General features: G+C 73.0%; 17 protein-coding genes. 12 read left to right on the top strand and 5 right to left on the bottom strand.

What is annotated here, in order from left to right:
• Positions 1–44: 44 nt before the first annotated feature.
• The 5 genes from ACWD1U_RS01575 (at position 45) to ACWD1U_RS01555 (ending at position 5334) form a co-directional block, all read left to right on the top strand.
• Entirely contained in the window at positions 45–1538 is a 1494-nt protein-coding gene (locus ACWD1U_RS01575; protein WP_451103644.1) for a cellulose binding domain-containing protein, read from the top strand.
• 203 nt (positions 1539–1741) lie between these two features.
• The gene (gene rsgA, locus ACWD1U_RS01570; RefSeq protein WP_451103643.1) at positions 1742–2848 is read left to right on the top strand and encodes a ribosome small subunit-dependent GTPase A; all 1107 of its coding nucleotides are present in this window, start codon (positions 1742–1744) and stop codon (positions 2846–2848) included.
• Positions 2849–2917: 69 nt separating this feature from the next.
• Positions 2918–3352, top strand: coding sequence for a hypothetical protein (locus ACWD1U_RS01565; RefSeq protein ID WP_451103642.1), 435 nt, complete (start codon positions 2918–2920; stop codon positions 3350–3352).
• Positions 3353–3427: 75 nt separating this feature from the next.
• On the top strand, positions 3428–4843 hold the full coding sequence (locus tag ACWD1U_RS01560; RefSeq protein WP_451103641.1) for a DNA-3-methyladenine glycosylase 2 family protein: 1416 nt from the start codon (positions 3428–3430) through the stop codon (positions 4841–4843).
• Entirely contained in the window at positions 4840–5334 is a 495-nt protein-coding gene (locus tag ACWD1U_RS01555; protein WP_451103640.1) for a methylated-DNA--[protein]-cysteine S-methyltransferase, read from the top strand. The genes ACWD1U_RS01560 and ACWD1U_RS01555 overlap by 4 nt, the downstream gene beginning before the upstream one ends.
• 27 nt (positions 5335–5361) lie before the next feature.
• On the opposite strand, the gene ACWD1U_RS01550 is transcribed toward ACWD1U_RS01555, so the two are convergent.
• Positions 5362–5844, bottom strand: coding sequence for a DUF456 domain-containing protein (locus ACWD1U_RS01550; protein WP_451103639.1), 483 nt, complete (start codon positions 5842–5844; stop codon positions 5362–5364).
• 607 nt (positions 5845–6451) lie between these two features.
• On the opposite strand from ACWD1U_RS01550, the gene ACWD1U_RS01545 reads away from it, so the two are divergent.
• From ACWD1U_RS01545 to ACWD1U_RS01535, 3 genes are all read left to right on the top strand, one after another.
• Positions 6452–8047: a protein phosphatase 2C domain-containing protein gene (locus ACWD1U_RS01545; RefSeq protein ID WP_451103959.1), complete on the top strand. Its 1596-nt coding sequence runs from the start codon at positions 6452–6454 to the stop codon at positions 8045–8047.
• 66 nt (positions 8048–8113) lie between these two features.
• A complete protein-coding gene (locus tag ACWD1U_RS01540) occupies positions 8114–9856 on the top strand; it encodes a pyruvate dehydrogenase (protein WP_451103638.1) in 1743 nt (580 codons plus the stop codon).
• 434 nt (positions 9857–10290) lie between these two features.
• Positions 10291–10782, top strand: a complete 492-nt coding sequence (locus ACWD1U_RS01535; protein ID WP_451103637.1) for an ATP-binding protein — start codon at positions 10291–10293, stop codon at positions 10780–10782.
• Positions 10783–11010: 228 nt separating this feature from the next.
• Here the strand turns inward: ACWD1U_RS01535 and ACWD1U_RS01530 are convergent, their stop codons facing one another.
• Both ACWD1U_RS01530 and ACWD1U_RS01525 read right to left on the bottom strand, forming a co-directional pair.
• Positions 11011–12051: a DUF2637 domain-containing protein gene (locus ACWD1U_RS01530; protein ID WP_451103636.1), complete on the bottom strand. Its 1041-nt coding sequence runs from the start codon at positions 12049–12051 to the stop codon at positions 11011–11013.
• 304 nt (positions 12052–12355) lie between these two features.
• Positions 12356–13207: a (2Fe-2S)-binding protein gene (locus ACWD1U_RS01525; RefSeq protein ID WP_451103635.1), complete on the bottom strand. Its 852-nt coding sequence runs from the start codon at positions 13205–13207 to the stop codon at positions 12356–12358.
• A 188-nt stretch (positions 13208–13395) separates the two neighbouring features.
• Between ACWD1U_RS01525 and ACWD1U_RS01520 the strand changes: the two genes are divergently transcribed.
• Positions 13396–14205, top strand: a complete 810-nt coding sequence (locus ACWD1U_RS01520; protein WP_451103634.1) for a GntR family transcriptional regulator — start codon at positions 13396–13398, stop codon at positions 14203–14205.
• A 285-nt stretch (positions 14206–14490) separates the two neighbouring features.
• Here ACWD1U_RS01520 and ACWD1U_RS01515 read toward each other — a convergent pair whose 3' ends face one another.
• Both ACWD1U_RS01515 and ACWD1U_RS01510 read right to left on the bottom strand, forming a co-directional pair.
• The gene (locus ACWD1U_RS01515) at positions 14491–15270 is read right to left on the bottom strand and encodes a hypothetical protein (RefSeq protein ID WP_451103633.1); all 780 of its coding nucleotides are present in this window, start codon (positions 15268–15270) and stop codon (positions 14491–14493) included.
• 150 nt (positions 15271–15420) lie between these two features.
• Complete coding sequence (locus tag ACWD1U_RS01510; RefSeq protein ID WP_451103632.1) at positions 15421–17094, bottom strand: PucR family transcriptional regulator; 1674 nt, start codon at positions 17092–17094, stop codon at positions 15421–15423.
• A gap of 378 nt (positions 17095–17472) precedes the next feature.
• Between ACWD1U_RS01510 and ACWD1U_RS01505 the strand changes: the two genes are divergently transcribed.
• From ACWD1U_RS01505 to ACWD1U_RS01495, 3 genes are read left to right on the top strand one after another with little or no spacing between them, the layout of a single operon-like run.
• Positions 17473–18363, top strand: a complete 891-nt coding sequence (locus ACWD1U_RS01505) for an FAD binding domain-containing protein (RefSeq protein WP_451103631.1) — start codon at positions 17473–17475, stop codon at positions 18361–18363.
• Positions 18363–18947, top strand: coding sequence for a (2Fe-2S)-binding protein (locus ACWD1U_RS01500; protein ID WP_451103630.1), 585 nt, complete (start codon positions 18363–18365; stop codon positions 18945–18947). The genes ACWD1U_RS01505 and ACWD1U_RS01500 overlap by 1 nt, the downstream gene beginning before the upstream one ends.
• Positions 18948–18949: 2 nt before the next feature.
• The gene (locus tag ACWD1U_RS01495) at positions 18950–21391 is read left to right on the top strand and encodes a xanthine dehydrogenase family protein molybdopterin-binding subunit (protein ID WP_451103629.1); all 2442 of its coding nucleotides are present in this window, start codon (positions 18950–18952) and stop codon (positions 21389–21391) included.
• The last annotated feature ends 107 nt before the right edge of the window (positions 21392–21498 follow it).

Genomic DNA, 21498 nt, shown 5'->3' with positions numbered 1-21498 from the left:
TGCCGATGTGGTGAGTTGATCTCGCTTGTGGATGCAGGAGACCCATGCCCGACCTGCCGACCCCTCAGGACGCCACCGAGGCCGCGCTGTTCTCCGAGTGCTGGGACGCCGTCCTCGCCTACGCCGACCTGTGCACGTCCGGTTCCACCGCCGCCGCACAGCTGGGCCGGGAGGCGTTCGCACACGGCATACGTGAGGCCCGCGACGCCGCATCCGGCCCCGCCCGCAGCACCGGCCGCCGCCCCGCCCGGCTGCCCCGTATCCCCCTGCTGCTGACCGCCGTGCGCGCCACCGCCGCGGCCTGGGAGGAAGAGGGGCAGGGCCACAAACTCGACCCCGACCTGCGCCTGTGGCTCAACTCCGACAAGGCCGCCCGCTACACCGGACCGCCCCTGGGGCGTCCCCTCGCGCTGCGCGGCCTGCGCGACCTGCAGCAGGCCGACGCCGAACTGCTGTGGCTCGCCGAGGTGGAGGCGCTCCCGCTGACCCTGGTCGCCCGCCGCCTCGGCCTCGACCCGGCCTCCGCCGCAGAGGAACTCCAGCAGGTGCGCACCCTGTTCCGGGACCGCTGTCACCGCAACCACCTCGACACCCCGATGGACGCCCGGTGCCGCAGCTACGCCCGGCTGCTGGACGCCGTCACCCGCTCCTCCGCCGCCGACACCCCCGGAGACCTCTCCCGGCACCTCGCCACCTGCGTGCAGTGCGCCGAGGCCGCCGCCTGCCTGCGGCTGCACGGTGGCGGACTGCCCGGGGCGCTGGCCGGCGGGGTGATCGGCTGGGGCGGCCTCGCCTATCTGGAGCGCCGCCGCCGCGCCGCCGAGGTGCGACTCGGGGCCGGCCGCCCCGGCCCGCCGGACAGGGCGACCGCAGACCCGGCGGACGGGGCGCAGAAGGCGCGCGTCGCGCGCAACGGGCTGCTCGTCGCCGCCGTCCTGGTCTCCGTGCTGGCGCTCGGTGTCTCGCTGATGCCCTTCGGCGGCTCCGGGGACGACCTCGGGGCGCGCGGTGACGACGGCCGTCAGCCGGTGGCCGATCCCCACCTCTCCCTGTCGTCCGCCCCTTCGCTGCCGCCCGCGACCTCGAAGCCGGCCGGCAAGGCCACCGAGGACACCCGGGAGCCGGGCAAGCCCCGCACGTCGGAGGGCAGGAGCCGCCACACCGGACCGCAGGGCACGTCCTCGCCCACCGACCGGAGCGAACCCGAGCAGAGCGAGGACCCCACCTGCCGGGTGGAGTACGACCTGGTCAACCAGTGGCCCGACGGCTTCCAGGCCACCGTCACCCTCACCAGCAGCCGATCCCTGGACACCTGGCGCGTGTCCTGGTCCTTCCGGGACGGCCAGCAGGTCGGCCAGATGTGGGACGCCTCCGTCTCCCAGGACGGCTCCCGCGTCTCCGCCACCGCCGCCGACTACAACAAGTCGGTGCCCGCCGGCGGCGACGTCGCGTTCGGCTTCCTCGCATCCTGGCGCGGCCAGAACTCCCCGCCGTACGACTTCACGCTGAACGGCCACGCCTGCGCGAAAAGCGGTTGACGCGACTGCGCCGTGACGGGATACCGTGACGGCGGTTCGGCGAAGAGCCGAGTTCCACGAAGAGTCGAGGATCGAGGAGGTGTTGACCGATGGCTGTCATTGCGATGAGCGCTGCCCGCATCCAGTTCGTCACGTCCACCTCCTTGGCCGCCGGCTGATCCGACCGACTGTCGGGCCGGGGCCGACCTTGGGAAGGGTCACCCTTGACTTCCAGCTCTGCCTCAGCTGCTTCCTCCGCGCTCGCTCCCTACGGCTGGGACGACGCATGGGCGCACGAGTTCGCCCCCTACGCCACCGAAGGACTGCTGCCCGGACGCGTGCTCCGGGTCGACCGCGGCCAGTGCGACGTCGTCACCGGCGACGGCGTGCTCCGCGCCGACACGGCCTTCGTCACCCCGCACGACCCCTTGCGGGTCGTCTGCACCGGTGACTGGGTCGCCGTCGAACCCGCCGGGAACCCGCGCTATGTCCGCGCGTATCTGCCGCGCCGCACCGCGTTCGTCCGCTCCACCTCCTCCAAGCGGTCCGAGGGGCAGATCCTCGCGGCCAACGTCGACCACGCCGTCGTCGCCGTGTCCCTCGCCGTCGATCTCGACCTCGGCCGCATCGAACGGTTCCTCGCGCTCGCCTGGGAGTCCGGGGCGCAGCCCGTCGTCGTCCTCACCAAGGCCGACCTCGTCCCCGACGCCGTCACCCGCTCCCACCTCGTCCAGGACGTGGAGGCCGGCGCGCCCGGCGTGCCGGTGGTGCCGGTCAGCGCGCGGGACGGGGAAGGGCTCGACGTGGTCGCGGCGATCGTCGGCGGCGGTACGTCCGTGCTGCTCGGGCAGTCCGGCGCGGGCAAGTCGACCCTCGCCAACGCGCTGCTCGGGGACGACGTCATGGCCGTTCAGGCCACCCGGGACGTCGACGGCAAGGGCCGCCACACCACCACCACCCGCAACCTGCTCGCCCTGCCCGGCGGGGGCGTCCTCATCGACACACCCGGACTGCGGGGCGTCGGACTCTGGGACGCCGAGACCGGCGTCGGACAGGTGTTCTCCGAGATCGAGGAACTGGCCGAGCGGTGCCGCTTCCACGACTGCGCCCACGAGGCCGAGCCGGGGTGCGCCGTGCTCGCCGCCGTCGAGTCCGGTGAACTCCCGGAACGGCGACTGCGGAGCTACCGCAAGCTGCTGCGGGAGAACCAGCGCATCGTCGCCAAGACCGACGCCCGGCTGCGGGCCGAGATCCGCAAGGACTGGAAGCGCAAGGGGGCGATCGGCAAGGCCGCGATGGAGGCGAAGAGGGGACCGCACTGGCGTTCGTAGCCGCACCCCCGCCGGATATGATCAACGGCCGCCACGGGGCGGTCACATGTTCGGAACGAGGGGGGCGGTATGCGATTCAGGCCTCTGGGGGCGGCGGCCGCGGTGGGCGCTCTCGCGCTCGCCGCGGCACCTGCCGGTGCCGCGCAGAACTGGCAGACGGTGAGCACCACCTCCACCTGGCACTGCGGCGCCTACAAGACACACAAGGTGTCGGACAACGTCAAGTTCAAGGTCTGCGCCGTCATCAACGGCAGCAGGCACGGCCAGGCCGTCCTGGTCGTGCAGAACGCGGCGAACGTGGCGGTGTCCATCGGCGGAGCGGTGAGCAGCAACTTCGGCAGCAACACCGACTGCGCGAGCTCCACGCTCAACGCCGGCTTCACCCGCGGCTGCCTCGCGCCCACCGTCCGCGTGGGCAACGAGTCGATCTTCGTGGTCGCCGCCCGGCTGCGGCTCAACGGGGTCGACGACTGGTACTGCGACACCGACTTCTACGTGCCGTAGCGCCGGGGGACGCGTCCGGAGCGCCGTGTCCGATTCCCGCCAGCGGCATGCCCGCCGACGGCGGAGACTGGACCTGTGACGGACCAGGAAACGGACGAGGACACCCGGTACGAGGCGGTGCGCAGCCGCGACGCCCGGTTCGACGGCGTGTTCTTCTTCGCCGTCGAGACGACCGGCATCTACTGCCGGCCGAGCTGCCCCGCGGTCACCCCGAAGCGGGCCAACGTACGGTTCTTCACCACGGCCGCCGCCGCGCAGGGCTCGGGCTTCCGGGCCTGCCGGCGGTGCCGCCCCGACGCCGCGCCCGGCTCCGCCGAGTGGAACGTCCGCGCGGACGTGGTGGGCCGGGCCATGCGGCTGATCGCCGACGGCGTGGTCGACCGGGAGGGCGTCGCGGGTCTCGCCCTGCGGCTCGGCTACAGCGCACGGCAGGTGCAGCGGCAGCTCACCGCCGAGCTCGGCGCCGGGCCGGTCGCCCTGGCCCGTGCCCAGCGGGCGCACACCGCGCGCGTCCTGGTGCAGACGACCGGCCTGCCGATCACCGAGATCGCGTTCGCCTCGGGCTTCGCCAGCGTGCGCCAGTTCAACGACACGATCCGGGCCGTGTACGCGTCCACCCCGAGCGAGCTGCGGGCCGCCGCCCCGGGGAACGCCCGGGGCCGGCGTACGGCCACCCCGGACGCCGGCATCCCGCTCCGGCTCGCCCACCGCGGCCCCTACCAGGCCGGCCCCGTCTTCGACCTGCTGGAACGCGAGGCCGTGCCCGGCGTCGAGGAGATCAGCGGCCCGCCCGGCACCCGCACCTACCGGCGCACCCTGCGCCTGCCGTACGGCACCGGCATCGTCGCCGTCGACGAGCGCCCCGGCACCGCCCGGACCGGGTCCGGCGCCCACCCGGGCGGCTGGCTCGACGCCCGGCTGCACCTCACCGACCCCCGCGACCTGACCACCGCCGTCCAGCGGCTGCGGCGGCTGTTCGACCTCGACGCCGACCCCTACGCCGTCGACGAGCGCCTCGGCGCCGACCCGCGGCTCGCACCCCTGGTCGCCGCCCGGCCCGGGCTGCGCTCACCCGGCACCGCCGACCCGGCGGAACTCGCGGTCCGCGCGCTGGTGGGGCGGGCGGAGGCCGAACGGCTGGTACGCCGGTACGGCAAGGTCCTCGACGCCCCCTGCGGCAGCCTCACCCACCTCTTCCCCGAACCCGCCGTCCTCGCCGGGGCCGAGCCCGGCGGCACCCTCGGCGCGCTCACCGCCGCCCTCGCCGACCACGCCGTACGCCTCGACCCGGGCGCCGACCGGGACGCCGCGCACGACGCCCTGCGTGCCGTGCCCGGGCTGGACGCCGGTACCGTCGCCGAGATCCGCACCCGCGCCCTCGGCGACCCGGACGTGGCCCCGCCCGGGCTCGACGCACCCGACAACTGGCGCCCCTGGCGCTCGTACGCCGTGAACCACCTGCGCGCAGCAGGGGAGTGGGAGTTCCGATGACCCGTCCGACCTACTGGACCAGCGTGACCAGCCCCGTCGGGCCGCTGCTCCTCACCGCCGCCCCGACCGGCGAGCTGACCTCGCTGTCCGTGCCCGGGCAGCAGGGCGGCCGCGTGGTGCGGGACGACTGGCGGCGGGACCCCGGGCCCTTCCGCGAGGCCGGGGAGCAGCTCGCGGCCTACTTCGCCGGGGAACTGAAGCAGTTCCGGCTGACCTGGCGCACCGAGGGCACGGCCTTCCGGGAGAAGGTCTGGGCCGCCCTGGACGGCATCCCCTACGGCTCGACGGTGACCTACGGGGAGATCGCCGCGCGCATCGGGGCGCCCCGGGCCGCCGTACGGGCGGTGGGCGGTGCGATCGGTGCGAACCCGCTGCTGGTGGTGCGGCCGTGCCATCGGGTGATCGGGGCGGACGGCGCGCTGACGGGATACGCGGGGGGCCTGGACCGCAAGGTGCGGCTGCTGACGCACGAGGGTGTTCTGGGCTCCTGAGGGCCCGGTCCCGGACGCTCGAGGGGCTCAGCCCCAGAAGACCGCGCCCACCCAGGCCGCCGCGATGAGCTGGCACGTGAACAGTTCGGCCAGGATGCTGGAGCCGCCCGAGCGCATCACCGTGCGCACGGCGGTGACCGCGTCGGTGCGGCGGCCGAGGCGGAGCCGTTCGAAGAGGTACAGGCCGGCCAGGAATCCCGGGATCGCGCCCAGTACGGGGACCAGGACGAAGCCGAGGACGGAGCCCGTTCCGGCGTACGCCAGCATGCGACGGTTGGTGCCGCTCGGGCGCAGCCGCCGGGCCGGCAGCGCCCAGCGCACGGCCTGGGACAGGAGGAGCAGGACCGTGGCTCCGACCAGCACCCACCATGCGACGGGCTGCGGGTCCTTCAGCGCCCACCACAGGACCGCGGCCCACACCAGCCACGATCCCGGCATGGCGGGCAGCAGCACTCCGCACAGCCCGAGCAGGATGACCAGCCCGACCAGCAGGAGGTCCCACACTCCCATCTGACCAGACTGCCGGAAGCCGGGAGAAAGCGCAGGTCAGAAGCGTGACCGTGCCCCAGACCCGCAGGTCAGCCGCTCGCGGCGCCCCGAGCGCCGGATATCGCATGACCGTTCTACGGCTCACTCGACGTGCCGTTCCCGGCGGGCCGGCGGGCCGGTTTTTTCCACAAGCCCCGTTTTCATCAGGCTCGTGCCGTGGACAATCAGTGGCATGAGCCAGCAGGGGGGAAGGCCCACCGGTCACGAGGACGACTGGTGGAGGCAGTTGTACGACGACTCCACCGACGACACGGGCCCGACACCGGCACCCGATTCCTTGGACGACCGCTTCGCTTCGGCGGCGGGGGCGGTGACCGACCGGCCGGTGGTTCCGACGCCCCGGGCAGGAGCCGATGACCTGCCGGCCCCGCCCCGACCCGCCGACCGGGCCCCGCAGCGCGCACCCTGGGAGCCCCCGCCGCCCCTGCCCACGGGCCCGGTGACCTTCCCGACGGCGGCGAAACCGCCGGGGCGTGCCGAGCGAGGGCCCGGGGGCGAGTGGACACCGGGGGAGGAGCGGACACCGGCGGGCGACGCGGCCTCGTCCTCCGGGCCCCGTACGCCACCGATGGGTTCGGGGGAGACTCCCGTGGCGTCGATCCCCTCCGCGCGGACGCCCCCGGCCCCACCGCCGCCCGCGTCTCCTCCGTCCTGGCCGAACCCGGACGACCGCACCGCCACGGTGGCCGACCGGCCCGGGGACCCCACACCTCCGACGACCGCCGCGGAGCCCGGCACGGGCCCGGCCGCCGGGAGCGAGGCGAGCGGGGCCCGGGCGGCCGGGAGCCCCGCGCCTCCTGCGGTCGCCGCGGAACAAGGCGGAGCCGCGTCCGCCGCGCCCGAGCCGAACGGGGCCGCGTTGCCCGTCGCCGAGCCCGGCAGGACCGCACACCCCGACTCGGCCCACCAGCCACCCGCACCACCCTCCCCGGCCGACACGGCGTCCGCGCTGCGAGACTCCGCCGGTTCGCCGTCCGTGCCACCCCGCCCCACTGACGCGCCGTCCGCAGGGGGAACCTCCGCCGGCGGGCCGTCCGTACCGCCCCGCCCAGTGGATCCACCGCGACGCCCCACCGGCCCTCCGCCCGTCCCGTCCCGCCCGGCCGACCCGCCGGCCGCGCCCCCACCCCCCACCAGCCCCCCACTCGATCAGCCTGACCAGCCCGCCCCTCGGGTCGAGCGCCCAGCGTCCTCCCCCCGGCCCCGTGGCCACGTCGGCTCCCGGCCGCCCACCTACGACGCCGAGCCCACCGCCCTTCCGGCCGCCGACCCGGACGATCTCGACGACCTCGTCGCGGACACCGTGCTCGACGGAGCCCGGTACGGGGCCTGTACGGTGCGGGCCGTGTCCGTGCGGGGGGACTCCGCGCGGTACCGCGGGGAGCCGCGGCGGGACTCTCTGCTCACCGCGCGGTTCGGGGCGGGCGAGCACGCGCTGCTGCTCGTGGCGATGGCGACCGGGGGCCGGGGCGCGCCGGGTGCGCATCGGGCCGCCGCCGAGGCCTGCCACTGGATCGGGCGGGCCGTGGGGCGCAGTCACGCGCGGCTGGTCGAGGACATAAGGGGCGGCCGGCGCGGCGACCTCAAGTCCGGGCTGCATCGCCTCACCGCCCGCAGTCTCGGCAAGCTCCGAGCCAGCGCCTCCGAACAGGGCGTCGACCCGGAGGAGTACGCGGCCAGTTTGCGCTGCCTGCTGCTGTCCGCCGATCCCGAGTGCCGTACGCGCGTGTTCTTCGGCGTCGGGCCCGGCGGACTGTTCCGGCTGCGGGAGGGCGAGTGGCAGGACATCGAACCGCAGGTCGCCGAGGTCAAGGGCGAACCCGTGGTCGGTTTCGGATCCCCGCCCTCCGAGACCCCCCAGGGCGACCGGCTCACCATGGACCTGGGCATCCCGACCCCGCCCAGCCCCTACGAACCGGCCCCGGCACCGCCCCGCGAACCCTTCCGCTTCCGCACCTCCGTCGCCCGCCCGGGTGACACGCTCCTCATGTGCAGCGGCGGCCTCGCCGACCCGCTGCGCGGCGAACCCGAACTGGGCGAGTACCTCGCCGAGCGGTGGTCCCGGCCCGAACCGCCCGGCCTCGCCGCGTTCCTGGCCGACTCCCAAGTGCGGGTCAAGGGTTATGCAGATGACCGTACGGCCGCCGCGGTGTGGGAGGCGTGACCGCGCGGCGTGTGACTTGATGGGACCCGGAGGGATCACAGCAGACCGAAGGGGCAGACGAGAACCATGGCCAAACAGAACGTCGCTGAGCAGTTCGTCGACATCTTGACCCGAGCGGGTGTCAAACGCCTCTACGGAGTCGTCGGCGACAGCCTCAACCCCGTGGTCGACGCCGTCCGCCGCAACTCCGCGATCGACTGGATCCACGTCAGGCACGAGGAGACCGCCGCCTTCGCCGCCAGTGCCGAGGCGCAGATCACCGGCGGGCTCGCCGCCTGCGCCGGCTCCTGCGGGCCCGGCAACCTGCACCTCATCAACGGCCTCTACGACGCCCACCGCTCCATGGCGCCGGTTCTCGCCCTCGCCTCGCACATCCCGTCCAGCGAGATCGGTCTCGGCTACTTCCAGGAGACCCACCCCGACCGGCTGTTCACCGAGTGCAGCCACTACAGCGAGATGATCTCCAGCCCGCAGCAGATGCCGCGGCTGCTGCAGACCGCCATCCAGAACGCCGTCGGCCGCAGCGGTGTCAGCGTCGTCACCCTGCCCGGCGACATCGCCGACCGGCCCGCACCGGAGAAGGCCGCCGAGACCGCCCTCGTCACCTCCCGGCCCACGGTCCGCCCCGGCGACGCCGAGATCGACCGGCTCGTCGAGATGATCGACGAGGCCGGCAAGGTCACCCTCTTCTGCGGCAGCGGCACGGCCGGCGCGCACGCCGAGGTCATGGAGTTCGCCGGGAAGATCAAGTCCCCGGTCGGGCACGCCCTGCGCGGCAAGGAATGGATCCAGTACGACAACCCGTACGACGTCGGCATGAGCGGACTGCTCGGCTACGGTGCCGCGTACGAGGCCACCCACGAGTGCGACCTGCTCATCCTGCTCGGCACCGACTTCCCGTACAACGCCTTCCTCCCCGACGACGTGAAGATCGTCCAGGTCGACGTCCGGCCCGAACACCTCGGCCGCCGCTCCAAGCTGGACCTCGCGGTGTGGGGCGACGTGCGGGAGACGCTGCGCTGCCTCATCCCGCGCGTGCGGGAGAAGGACAACCGCCGCTTCCTCGACCGGATGCTGAAGAAGCACGCGGACGCACTGGAGGGGGTGGTGAAGGCGTACACCCGCAAGGTCGAGGAGCACACGCCGATCCACCCGGAGTACGTGGCGTCCGTGCTCGACGAAGTCGCCGCCGCCGACGCCGTGTTCACCGTCGACACCGGCATGTGCAACGTGTGGGCCGCGCGCTACATCTCACCCAACGGCCGCCGTCGCGTCATCGGTTCCTTCTCCCACGGCTCGATGGCGAACGCGCTGCCCATGGCCATCGGCGCGCAGTTCACCGACCGCGAGCGGCAGGTCGTGTCGATGTCCGGCGACGGCGGCTTCTCCATGCTGATGGGCGACTTCCTGACGCTGGTGCAGTACGACCTCCCGGTGAAGGTCGTCCTCTTCAACAACTCCTCCCTCGGAATGGTCGAGCTGGAGATGCTGGTCGCCGGTCTCCCTTCCTACGGCACCGCCAACAAGAACCCCGACTTCGCCGCCGTCGCCCGCGCCTGCGGTGCCCACGGGGTGCGCGTCGAGAAGCCCAAGGATCTCGCCGGGGCACTGAAGGACGCCTTCAGGCACAAGGGACCGGCCCTCGTCGATGTCGTCACCGACCCCAACGCGCTGTCCATCCCGCCGAAGATCAAGGCCGAGATGGTGACCGGGCTCGCCCTGTCCGCCTCGAAGATCGTGCTGGACGGCGGGGTCGGCCGGATGCTCCAGATGGCCCGCTCCAACCTGCGCAACGTCCCCCGGCCCTAGCGGTACGGCGCCCACTGGCGGGCCGAGACCGGGGCCGTCCTCCGCCACGGGGGTGGGGAGGACGGTCCGTACCGGTCATGGCTTCTGGAAGAAACCGTCGTACTTCGGCCAACTTCACCGGAGGGCCGCACACGGGGACCAGCCGTCCCGGCCCGCGCCGCGTACGCGGGGATCAGCAGCCGGCCATCGGCACATCGTCCGATCTCCGGCGGTCAGGATCCGCCCGGGGGCTCCGACCGGCTACCCTCTTGTCTCCCTGCCTGCCACCGCCGTACCGCCCGGCGGCCCGCCGCCCGGCCCGCCCGCCCCGTTCCGGTGGCCGAACATCCGGTCGTTGACGATCCGACATGACTGCCGCGTGCCCGTTGGGGCATGGATCCCCGTGAACGTGTTCGAGCAGGAGGGGAACCGACATCGGCGCGCGGGCGGGGGTCATGGAGAGGCAGGCAAGAGGAGGCGGTCCCATTGTGACAGGGGCCTTCTCGGTGAAGACGGTGCAGGACAAGGCGGACGACGTCAGGGAGCGGGCACAGGCGCCTCAGTTGAGGCGCAGGCTGGGGCGGGCGGATCTGCGGGCCGTGCCCGAAGCCCGCAGGGCCCTGCGGGAACTGCTCGGGCAGTGGGGGAAGCCCGGACGATCCGATCTCCCGGACATAGCGGAACTGCTCACCAGCGAACTCGTCACCAACGCGATCGTCCACACCGACCACGACGCGCTTCTGACGGCCACTGTCGGACCCCGTGGACTGCGGGTGGAGGTACGGGACTTCGTGGCCCGCAGACCCCGGCTGCGCGCACCGGCCGCCGACGAGGGTACGAACGGCAGGGGCCTGTTCCTGGTGCAGTCCCTCGCGGACGCCTGGGGAGTCCGGCCGCACGGCGTGGGCAAGGCGGTCTGGTTCGAGCTGGAGGCCGGGGCGGCGTGAACGCTGCAAGGACCCCTTAGGGGTCCTGGTACTGTGCCCGCCCGGGTCGCGCGGCCTGGCACCGCGCCTCGCCGCGTTGCCGAAGCGCCCAGGTAGCTCCGCTACCAGGACACTCCGGCGCCTTGCGATGCACGGCACCAGACCACGCGACCTGATCGGACGCTCACAGTGCAAGGACCCCTGAGGGGGCGCGGCCCGCGGGCCGCGCCCCCTTCCGGTGCCGCTCGGTCAGCCGAACTGCTGCTCCAGGTCCTTGAGCTTGCGCTCCAGGGAGTCCAGCCGCGGCAGTGCCATGGTGTCGTCCTCCGCGGTGAGGTCGACGGTCACCGGGTCAGTCCCCTTGCGGACGGGCTGAAGGGAGGGGCGGGAGCGGACGGGCAGGGGGTCCGGCCCGGATATGGCAGGCTCCGCGGAGACCTGCGAGGAGCCGCGCTCCACCTGCACCTCCAGCTGCCGGCCGCCACCGCGGCCGAAGTGGCCGCGGTGACCGCGGCTGATCGCCTTCAACTGGGCCCGCTCCACGCGCTGCTGGTCACGCCGGCGTTGGCGCGCCTCGTCCTTCTTGCGCTTGTCGTCGCGCACCTCGTCGACCGCCTCCTCAAGGCTGCGCACACCCTCCAGCAGCATCAGCGACCAGGCCCTGTACGTCTCCCGAGGGGCGCGCAGCCAGCGCACGATACGGATCTGCGGCAGCGGGCGGGGCACCAGGCCCTGCTCGCGCAGGGCGGCGCGGCGGGTCTGCTTCAGCGCGCGGTCGAACAGCACCGCCGCCGAGAGGGACATGCCCGCGAAGAAGTGGGGGGCACCCGCGTGGCCGATGCCCCTGGGCGCGTGCACCCAGTTGAACCAGGCCGCGGCGAAGGCGAACGTCCAGACCAGTATCCGGGAACCGAGCGCGGCGTCACCGTGGCTGGCCTCGCGCACCGCGAGCACCGAGCAGAACATGGCGGCGCCGTCCAGGCCGAACGGCACGAGGTACTGCCAGCCGCCGGTCAGGCCGAGGTTCTGCTCGCCGAAGCCGACCAGTCCGTGGAAGGAGAGCGCGGCGGCGACGGCCGCGCAGCAGAACAGAAGGACGTAGGAGACGGTGCCGTAGACGGCCTCCTTGCGTCTGCGGCGCTCCTCGCTGCGCTCCCAGGAATCGTCCGCGCTCGTGTCCTTGACCGAGGAGCGCTTGCCGCGCGCGAGCACCGCCACCGCCGCCAGCATGCCCAGGAGCAGCACGGCGCCCGGAAGCAGCCAGTTCAGCGATATGTCGGTCAGTCTCATGTGGGTGGTCCCTTGCATGGGGATAGGGCGTAACGCCCGCCATAGTGGCCCAATCCCACCGGCCCTCAGGGGGTTTCGGGGCAAGAGGCCGCCTAGGAAGTGCAAGGGAATGCCCAGGGCGGCGTTCTGCTCGAACTGCCGCTTGAGGGGCGGGAGTTGAGTTCGAACAAGAGTACCTGTACGAGTGGTTCTCCGGAAAGTTCCCGTCACACGTGAGGAAGTTGTGCATCGCCTGTGGGCGTGTGGGTGTCCGGTGTCGCGACGATCTTACGGGACGGCCGGTGCGGCGACGGTCAAAAGAGCGTCAACCGGCCGCGGCCGACAGCTTGGTGACCCGGTCGGCGTCACAGCTGCGCGGGCAGGTGGCGCAGGTTTCCTCGGGGTGCAGGGTGTAGAACATGCAGCAGCTCACCCGGTCCCTGGTGCGCAGGGGCTCGCCCTCCGGACCCGTCAGCTCCCGGAACGCCGCCGTGCCCACGTACGGCTTTGTCGCGCCCGGCAGGAGCAGCTCCAGTTCACGCATCGCGCGCCGCTCCTCGATCTCGCCGAGCTGCCGGGCGACGTACCAGAGACCCTCGACGATCTCGTCGGTCGCCATGCCCCACAGGGCCCGGCCGCGGCGCCGCATGCGGGGGCCGAAACCGGCCAGGAGCGGCTCCATGTGCTCGGCCACCGCCAACCGCACCTCCGCCCGCAGTGCCTCCTCGTCGGGCACCACCCGGGCGCCGGGCGCTCCGGCCGCCTCGTCGCCGGGCAGGCAAGCGAAGCCGACGGGGCGGACGGCCAGGTGCCCGAGGGGGTGACCGGGGGCGGTGCGGTCGTACGAGACGTGCGTCACGGGGTAGCGAGGGACCCTGCGGTGCAGGAACCAGGGCGCGGTGATCAGGAGGCAGGCGGGCCAGGCGTAGCGGTGCAGGCCGAAGCCGGCGACTACGTCGGGGCGGGCCTGCCGGCCGTAGTCCCGCTGTATCCGGTCCTCTTCCCGGGCCAGGAACGCGTCCAGCGTGGCGTCGGCCGCCGCGAGGTCGGCGGCCGCGGCCCAGCCGGCGCCCCGGGGTGTCTCGTCCTCGGGGGTCAGTTCGGTGATGGCGAGCCCCGGGAGGACCTCGGCCAGGCGGGCGTAGGCGCCGGAGACGGCCGAACGGGGCGCGGGCATGTGGTCACCGATCCGTCTGGGGTCGAACGGGCTCTGAAGGTAAGGCTCACCTTACCCAAGTTCGCCGGAAAGGGAACTCGGATTTGAACTGGGCGCCGGGGCGCTTATGGTGCCTTGACGGACGAGTAACAACCCGCCGTAATGACGCCAAGTACCGATACGTCACCGACACGTCCGGAGGAGGACCCGTGAAGCAGGGCGCGCAGGGCTCCGCCGAGACGGGAGATCCGTGGGTGAGCCCTCGAACCGCCGAGCAGGCCCGGGTGCCGCGGCAGTCCGGGGTGGGGGAAGCGGCCCGGGCGGTTCGGGGCGAGCACACGCACGGTGAGCCGTCCGCGGCGGGCGCTCCGCGGGTGCGGCCGGTCGTTCGGCGGGCCTCGGTGCGGGGGCAGATCGTGGACGCGTTGCGCGCCGCGCTGGTGGCGGGGGATCTCCGGCCCGGGGAGGTCTACTCGGCGCCGGTGCTGGGGGAGCGGTTCGGGGTCTCGGCCACGCCGGTGCGCGAGGCCATGCAGCAGCTGGCGCTCGAGGGTGCCGTGGAGGTCGTTCCCAACCGGGGGTTCCGGGTGGTGGAACGAGGGGCGCGCGAGCTGGCGGAGCTGGCCGAGGTACGGGCGCTGATCGAGATTCCGGTGGTGCTGCGGCTGGCGCGTACCGTGCCTGCCGAACGCTGGGCGGAGCTGCGTCCTCTCGCCGAGGCGACGGTCCGCGCGGCGTCCTCCGGCTGCCGGGCGACGTACGCGGAGTCCGACCGGGGGTTTCATCGGGCGGTGCTGTCCCTCGCCGGGAACCGGCAGTTGGTCCGGATCGCGGAGGATCTGCACCGGAGGGCGCAGTGGCCGCTGGTCGGGGGTGGGGCGGAGGTGCGGGGGCGTGCGGATCTGGTGGCGGACGCGCATGAGCACACGGCGCTGCTGGACGCGCTGATCGTCCGGGATCTGGACGTGGTGCGGGCGCTGGTGGGTGGGCACTTCGCGGGGGCGGCCGCCGCGGGCTGAGCGCCGGTGCCCGCGGCGGCCTGCGGCTGGTTCGGTGGGGGTTCGCGTCGTGCCTTCTCGGTCGTGCCTTCTCGGCGGTGGGTAAGCCGGGGCAGCGCCGGGGGTGTCCGTTCCTCGGAGCGGCGCGATGGGGTCGGACGCCGGTGACTGTCCGTCGACGCGCCGACCGCCGTGGACGGACACCTCCCGTCACGTCCCCCTTGCGTGAGTCGGCGGCTGCGGGCGTCTCGGCTCAGCCGCTGGAGGCCGGAGGCTGGAGCCGGGGGCAGCCGTGCCGCTGGGCCCTCACGCCGTCGCCGCCGGCGGTGCCGGGGCCAACTGCCGTGACAGCCACGTCGGTACGCCCCCGAGCAGCCGGAACAACCGTCGGGCCTCCTCCCGCAGCCGGGACGCCTCCGGCTCCGTTTCCGTGTCGGCCAGGGACACCAGGGCGGGGGCCGTGCCCACCAGGTAGCCCAGCTCCTCCCGGATCCGCAGCGACTCCGCGAAACCGTGCCGCGCCTCCGCCAAGTCCCCGTCACGCAAGGCGAGTCCGGCCAGATGACGCCAGGTGAAGGACAGCAGCAGCGGGTCGGAGTGGGCCGTCGCCCCGGCGTGTGCACGGCGGTACGCGGCACGTGCCGCCTGGGGCGAGCTCGTCAGGTTCTCCGCCAGCAGTCCCCGACGGAAGTCCAGCAGGGCCCGCTGCGGAGCCCCCGGAGGGACCAGCGCCGCCGCCCTCCCGAGCGCGGCCCGCGCCTCGTCGGCCCGGTCCCGCACCGCGAGCAGCGTCGCCGCGTAGGCCAAGTACCCGCGTTCACAAGCGGCCGCGCCCCGCTCGTCGTCACTGTGGGCCAGCGCCTCGGCCGTGCGCAGCGCGTCCTCGGCCTCCTCCCAGCCCTGCTCGGTGTACAGACACCGTTCCACCAGCAGCGAGGCGCGTTGCAGCGCCGCCGCGGGAGTGGCAGGCAGCAGCAGTGCGGCCGCGTCGGCCCAGCACCCGCGGGAGCGCAGCCGCCATACCGCGGTCTGGAGGGGATCGTCACCGGCGGTCGTTCCGTTACCAGACATGGCGGAATGCGCCACGTTGCCCTCCCCGAGCACGCCATCGAGCTGTTGAGTGGTGGCGGCATCTCAGCACGAATCGGCGGGCCGGGCCAAGAGGGTGGGTGAAGGATTTCACAAAGTCGTGGGACCGAGGGGCGTCCGGGGGCCAGGGCCGGGATACCTCTTGTCTCAGCTCATCCGCAGTGCCAGGAAGAAGTCCAGCTTGTCCTCCAGCCGCGACAGGTCGCGGCTCGTCAACTGCTCGATTCGGCCGACCCGGTAGCGCAGCGTGTTGACGTGCAGGTGCAGACGGCCGGCGCAGCGGGTCCAGGAGCCGTCGCAGTCCAGGAAGGCCTCCAGGGTGGGGATCAGCTCGGCCCGGTGGCGGCGGTCGTAGTCGCGCAGGGGGTCCAGGAGGCGGGCCGTGAAGGCGCGGCGGACGTCGTCCGGGACGAAGGGAAGCAGGAGGACGTGGGACGCCAGTTCCTGGTGGCCTGCCGCGCAGACCCGGCCCGGGCGGGCCGCGGCCACCCGGCGGGCGTGCCGGGCCTCCTCCAGCGCGCCGCGCAGACCCTCCGCCGAGTGCACGGCCGCGCTGACGCCGAGGGTGAGGCGGCCGTCGCCGTCCAGGCCTGCCGAGAGGGGGTCACGCACCGAGTCCAGGAGGGCGTCCGCGAGCACGCCCTTCTCGGTGCCGTCGTGCTCCGCCGCCATGGCGGGCAGGGGGACCAGCGCGATGGCCTCGTCACCCGTGTGGGCCACGGCGATGCGGTCGGAGTGCTCCGGGCCGGCGGACGAGGGGTCGACGAGGATCTCTTCCAGCAGGGCCTGCGCCACCGGGCCGGCCTCGGTCTCCTCGTCGTGCCAGTCGACGCGGGCCACGACCACCTGCCAGTGCGGCGCCGCGCCCAGGCCGGGCAGCAGGACCGGCGCGGCCACGCGCAGGCGGGCGGCGATCTCGGCGGGGGCCGCGCCCGTCTGGACCAGTTCCAGGACCTCCTGGGCGAGGCGGCGGCGGACCGTGCGGGCCGCGTCGCGGCGGTCCCGTTCGACCGCGATCAGCTGCGTGACGCCGTGCAGCAGGTCCAGGCGCTCCTCGGCCCAGTCCCCGGCGTCCGCCTCCACGGCCAGCAGCCAGTCCGACAGGAGCGTCTCGCGGACGTCCTGGGCCGCCTGCGGGGAGCGGCCCGTCGAGCGGACCGGGAACAGCGAGTACGTGGTGGCGCCCAGGATGACGCGGTGGGGGCCGCGGCGGCCCGTGCGGGTGGCGGTGAGGTGTTCGCCCGCGAGCCGCGCGCACGCCTCGGCGGAGAGGGACGGCCCCGCCGTTTTCGAGCCGGCGATCAGGCGGCCGGTGGGGGAGAGGACCCAGGCCCGCAGGTCCAGGTCCGAGCCGAGCAGGTCCAGGACCACGTCCGGGCCGCCGCCCGCCGGGCCCGAGGTCATCATCCGGCGGTGGCGGTCGACCACCGCCGCGAGGTCTCCGGCCCGCTCGCCGGAGACCTGCCGGACGACGTGCTCGGTGATCGTCGCGAAGGCCACCGACTCGTGCACCGCGAGCAGGGGGAGGTGGTGGCGGGCGCAGGCCGCGACCAGGTCCTCGGGCACGTCGCCGAGTTCGGCCTCGCCCGCGGCGAGGGCCGTCACCCCGGCCTGGACCAGGATCCGGACGAACGGTTCCGAGTCCGCGGCGTCGCGGCGCCAGGCCAGGCCCGTGAGCACCAGCTCGCCGCCCGAGAGGTAGCGACTGGGGTCGCGCAGGTCGGTGGTCATCACGCCCCGGACGGTGCGGTCCAGCTCGTCCTCGCCGCCGAGCAGCTTGAGGCCCAGCGCGTCCGTCTCCAGCAGTGCGCGCAGCCGCATTCTCGTCGCCGCCGTTCTTTGTCTCGAAATCTATGGTGGGTCTTGGTGGGGTGCCGAGGGAACGCCTGTTCGGCGGGCTGTTGAGCGAGGTTCGCCGCCTTTCGCCGGTGCCCCCGGCTGCGTCCCAGGTCACGCCGCTGTGTCGCGCGTTTCCACAGGAGAACGAGGAGGTTTCTGGTGGCCTCCGTTCATACGAATCTACAAGATGCCCGTGGTGGCCAGCCAACTCCTTCATGGTTTCCGTGACTGACCCCTTTGGAGCACCGCGCTGTGTACTGAGACCACTACGCGTCAACAGCACATGGACGAGCCGGGACCGCCGCACACGGATTGGCTCAATCCGAACGCCCCACGAGACGACGAAGAAGAGAGCCGGCCATGGACTTCCTTCGCCCCGCCAGCTGGGAGGAGGCGCTCGCCGCGAAGGCCGAGCACCCCGCAGCTGTGCCGATTGCGGGTGGCACCGACGTGATGGTCGAGATCAACTTCGACCACCGCCGACCCGAGTACCTCTTGGACTTGAACCGCATCGGCGACCTCTCCGAGTGGGAGGTCGGCGAGGAGAGCGTGCGGCTGGGTGCCTCGGTGCCCTACACGAAGATCATGGAGAACCTGCGCTCCGAGCTGCCGGGTCTCGCCCTCGCCTCGCACACCGTCGCCTCCCCGCAGATCCGCAACCGCGGCGGGGTCGGCGGCAACCTCGGCACCGCCTCCCCGGCCGGCGACGCCCACCCCGCCCTGCTCGCCGCGGGCGCCCAGGTGGAGGTCGAGTCGGTACGCGGGTCGCGCCGTATCCCGATCGACGAGTTCTACACGGGTGTGAAGCGCAACGCGCTGGAGCCCGACGAGCTGATCCGGGCCGTGCACGTGAAGAAGGCCGACGGGCCGCAGCAGTTCTCCAAGGTGGGTACCCGGAACGCGATGGTCATCGCCGTGTGTGCCTTCGGGCTCGCCCTGCACCCCCAGACGCGGACCGTGCGGACCGGCATCGGTTCGGCCGCACCGACCCCCGTCCGGGCCAGGACCGCCGAGGAGTTCCTGAACGCCGCTCTGGAGGAGGGCGGCTTCTGGAACAACGGGAAGATCATCACCCCGTCGGTCGCCAAGCAGTTCGCGGATCTGTGCTCCGCCGCCTGCAACCCGATCGACGACGTCCGGGGCACCGCGAGCTACCGCCGCCACGCGGTCGGCGTCATGGCCCGCCGCACACTGACCTGGACCTGGGAGTCCTACCGCGGCGCCCGCCGCGCCACCGAGGGAGCCGCGTGATGCGCGTCAACTTCACGGTCAACGGCCGTCCGCAGGAAGCCGACGACGTGTGGGAGGGCGAGTCCCTGCTGTACGTGCTGAGGGAGCGGCTCGGGCTGCCGGGCTCGAAGAACGCCTGCGAGCAGGGCGAGTGCGGCTCGTGCACGGTCCGGCTGGACGGTGTGCCGGTGTGCGCTTGCCTGGTCGCCGCCGGACAGGTGGAGGGCCGCGAGGTCGTCACCGTCGAGGGCCTCGCCGACTACGCCAAGCAGCGCGCCGAGGGCGGCTGCGCGAGCGGCGGCGCCTGCGGCACGACGCTGCGGGACGCCCAGCGATGGGAGGCCACGGGCAGCGACTCGCACACCGGTGAGGGCACCGAGCTCTCCCCGATCCAGCAGGCGTTCATCGACGCCGGCGCCGTGCAGTGCGGTTTCTGCACACCCGGTCTGCTGGTCGCCGCCGACGAGATGCTGGAGCGCAACCCGACCCCGACCGACGCGGACATCCGCGAGGCACTGTCGGGCAACCTGTGCCGCTGCACCGGCTACGAGAAGATCATGGACGCGGTCCGCCTGGCGGCCGCCCGGCAGGGAGAGGCGGTCTGATCATGGCTTCTCCCAGCGGAACCCCCACGAAGATCACCCAGGGCTCCCGGACCAGGGGCGGCATCGGCGAGTCCACGCTCCGCCCCGACGGCATCCTCAAGGTCACCGGCGAGTTCGCGTACTCGTCCGACATGTGGCACGAGGACATGCTGTGGGGTCAGATCCTCCGCTCGACCGTCGCGCACGCCGAGATCGTTTCCATCGACACGAGCGAGGCCCTGGCCATGCCGGGCGTGTACGCCGTGCTGACGTACGACGACCTGCCCACCGAGGTGAGGCACTACGGGCTGGAGATCCAGGACACCCCGGTCCTCGCGCATGGCAAGGTCCGCCACCACGGCGAGCCGGTCGCGCTCGTCGCCGCCGACCACCCGGAGACCGCGCGCCGCGCCGCCGCGAAGATCAAGGTGGACTACCGGGAACTGCCCGTCGTCACCGACGAGGCCTCCGCGACCGCGCCGGACGCGATCCTCGTCCACGAGAACCGCCACGACCTCCCCCAAGGGCCTCCGACAAGCTCCGGTCCAGGGGGGACCCCCGTCGCCGGTCACGTCCCGCACCCCAACATCGTGCACCGCCAGCCGATCGTCCGAGGTGACGTGGAGGCGGCCCGCGAGCGCGCCGACGTGATCGTCGAGGGCGAGTACACCTTCGGCATGCAGGACCAGGCCTTCCTCGGCCCCGAGTCCGGCCTAGCGGTGCCGGAGGAGGACGGCGGCGTCCACCTCTACATCGCCACCCAGTGGCTGCACAGCGACCTGCGTCAGATGGCGCCCGTCCTCGGACTGCCCGAGGACAAGGTGCGGATGACGCTGTCCGGCGTCGGCGGGGCGTTCGGCGGCCGCGAGGACCTGTCGATGCAGATCCACGCCTGCCTGCTGGCACTGCGCACGGGCAAGCCCGTGAAGATCGTCTACAACCGGTTCGAGTCCTTCTTCGGGCACGTCCACCGCCACCCGGCGAAGCTCCACTACGAGCACGGGGCCACCAAGGACGGCAAGCTCACGCACATGAAGTGCCGGATCGTCCTGGACGGCGGCGCCTACGCCTCCGCCTCCCCGGCGGTCGTCGGCAACGCCTCCTCCCTGTCCGTCGGCCCGTACGTGGTCGACCACGTGGACATCGAGGCCATCGCCCTCTACACCAACAACCCGCCCTGCGGCGCCATGCGCGGCTTCGGCGCCGTCCAGGCGTGCTTCGCCTACGAGGCGCAGATGGACAAGCTGGCGAAGAAGCTCGGCATGGACCCGGTGGAGTTCCGCCGGCTCAACGCCATGGAGCAGGGCACCCTCATGCCGACCGGGCAGCCGGTCGACTCCCCGGCCCCGGTCGCCGAACTCCTGCGCCGCGTCAAGGCGATGCCGATGCCGCCGGAGCGCCAGTGGGAATCCAGCGCGGGCGCCGACGTACGGCAGCTGCCGGGCGGCCTGTCCAACACCACGCACGGGGAGGGCGTCGTACGCGGCGTCGGCTACGCGGTCGGCATCAAGAACGTGGGCTTCTCCGAGGGGTTCGACGACTACTCCACGGCCAAGGTCCGCATGGAGGTCGTGGGCGGCGAGCCCGTCGCCACCGTGCACACGGCCATGGCGGAGGTCGGCCAGGGCGGTGTCACGGTCCACGCGCAGATCGCCCGTACCGAGCTGGGCGTCGCGCAGGTGACCATCAACCCGGCCGACACGCAGGTGGGCAGCGCAGGTTCGACGTCGGCCTCCCGGCAGACGTACGTCACGGGCGGCGCGCTGAAGAACTCCTGCGAACTCGTCCGCGAGAAGGTGCTGGAGATCGGCCGCCGCAAGTTCGGCTCGTACCACTCCGCCTGGGCCACCGCCGAGCTGCTCCTGGAGAGCGGCAAGGTCGTCACCGACGGCGGCGAGGTCCTCGCCGACCTGGTCGACGTCCTGGACGGCGAGGTCGTAGAAGTCGAGGCGGAGTGGCGGCACCGGCCCACCGAGCCCTTCGACCTGCGCACCGGGCAGGGCAACGGGCACGTGCAGTACTCCTTCGCGGCCCACCGCGCCGTCGTCGAGGTCGACACCGAACTCGGCCTGGTGAAGGTCATCGAGCTGGCCTGCGCCCAGGACGTAGGCAAGGCGCTCAACCCGCTGTCCGTGCTCGGCCAGATCCAGGGCGGCACCACGCAGGGCCTGGGCGTGGCGGTGATGGAGGAGATCCTCGTCGACCCGAAGACGGCGAAGGTCAAGAACCCCTCCTTCACCGACTACCTGATCCCGACGATCCTCGACACGCCGACCATCCCGGTCGACGTCCTCGAACTCGCCGACGAGCACGCCCCGTACGGCCTGCGCGGCGTCGGCGAGGCGCCCACGCTGTCGTCGACGCCGGCGGTCCTCGCGGCCATCCGGGACGCGACCGGGCTCGAGCTGAACCGGACGCCGGTACGGCCCGAGCACCTCACCGGTACGTCCCTCTCCGAGGCCTGAACAGGAGAGTTCCGTCCGGGGGACCGCGCGTCCCCCGGACCCCCCTTCGTCCGTCTCGGGCCGTCCCCCGGGTCGTGCATCCCAACCCCCTATGAAACTTGGGAGTA

Source organism: Streptomyces sp. NPDC002788 (assembly GCF_053592115.1).
Note: the sequence above shows the minus strand (reverse complement) of the source record. Positions and strands in the feature narration are given on the sequence as shown.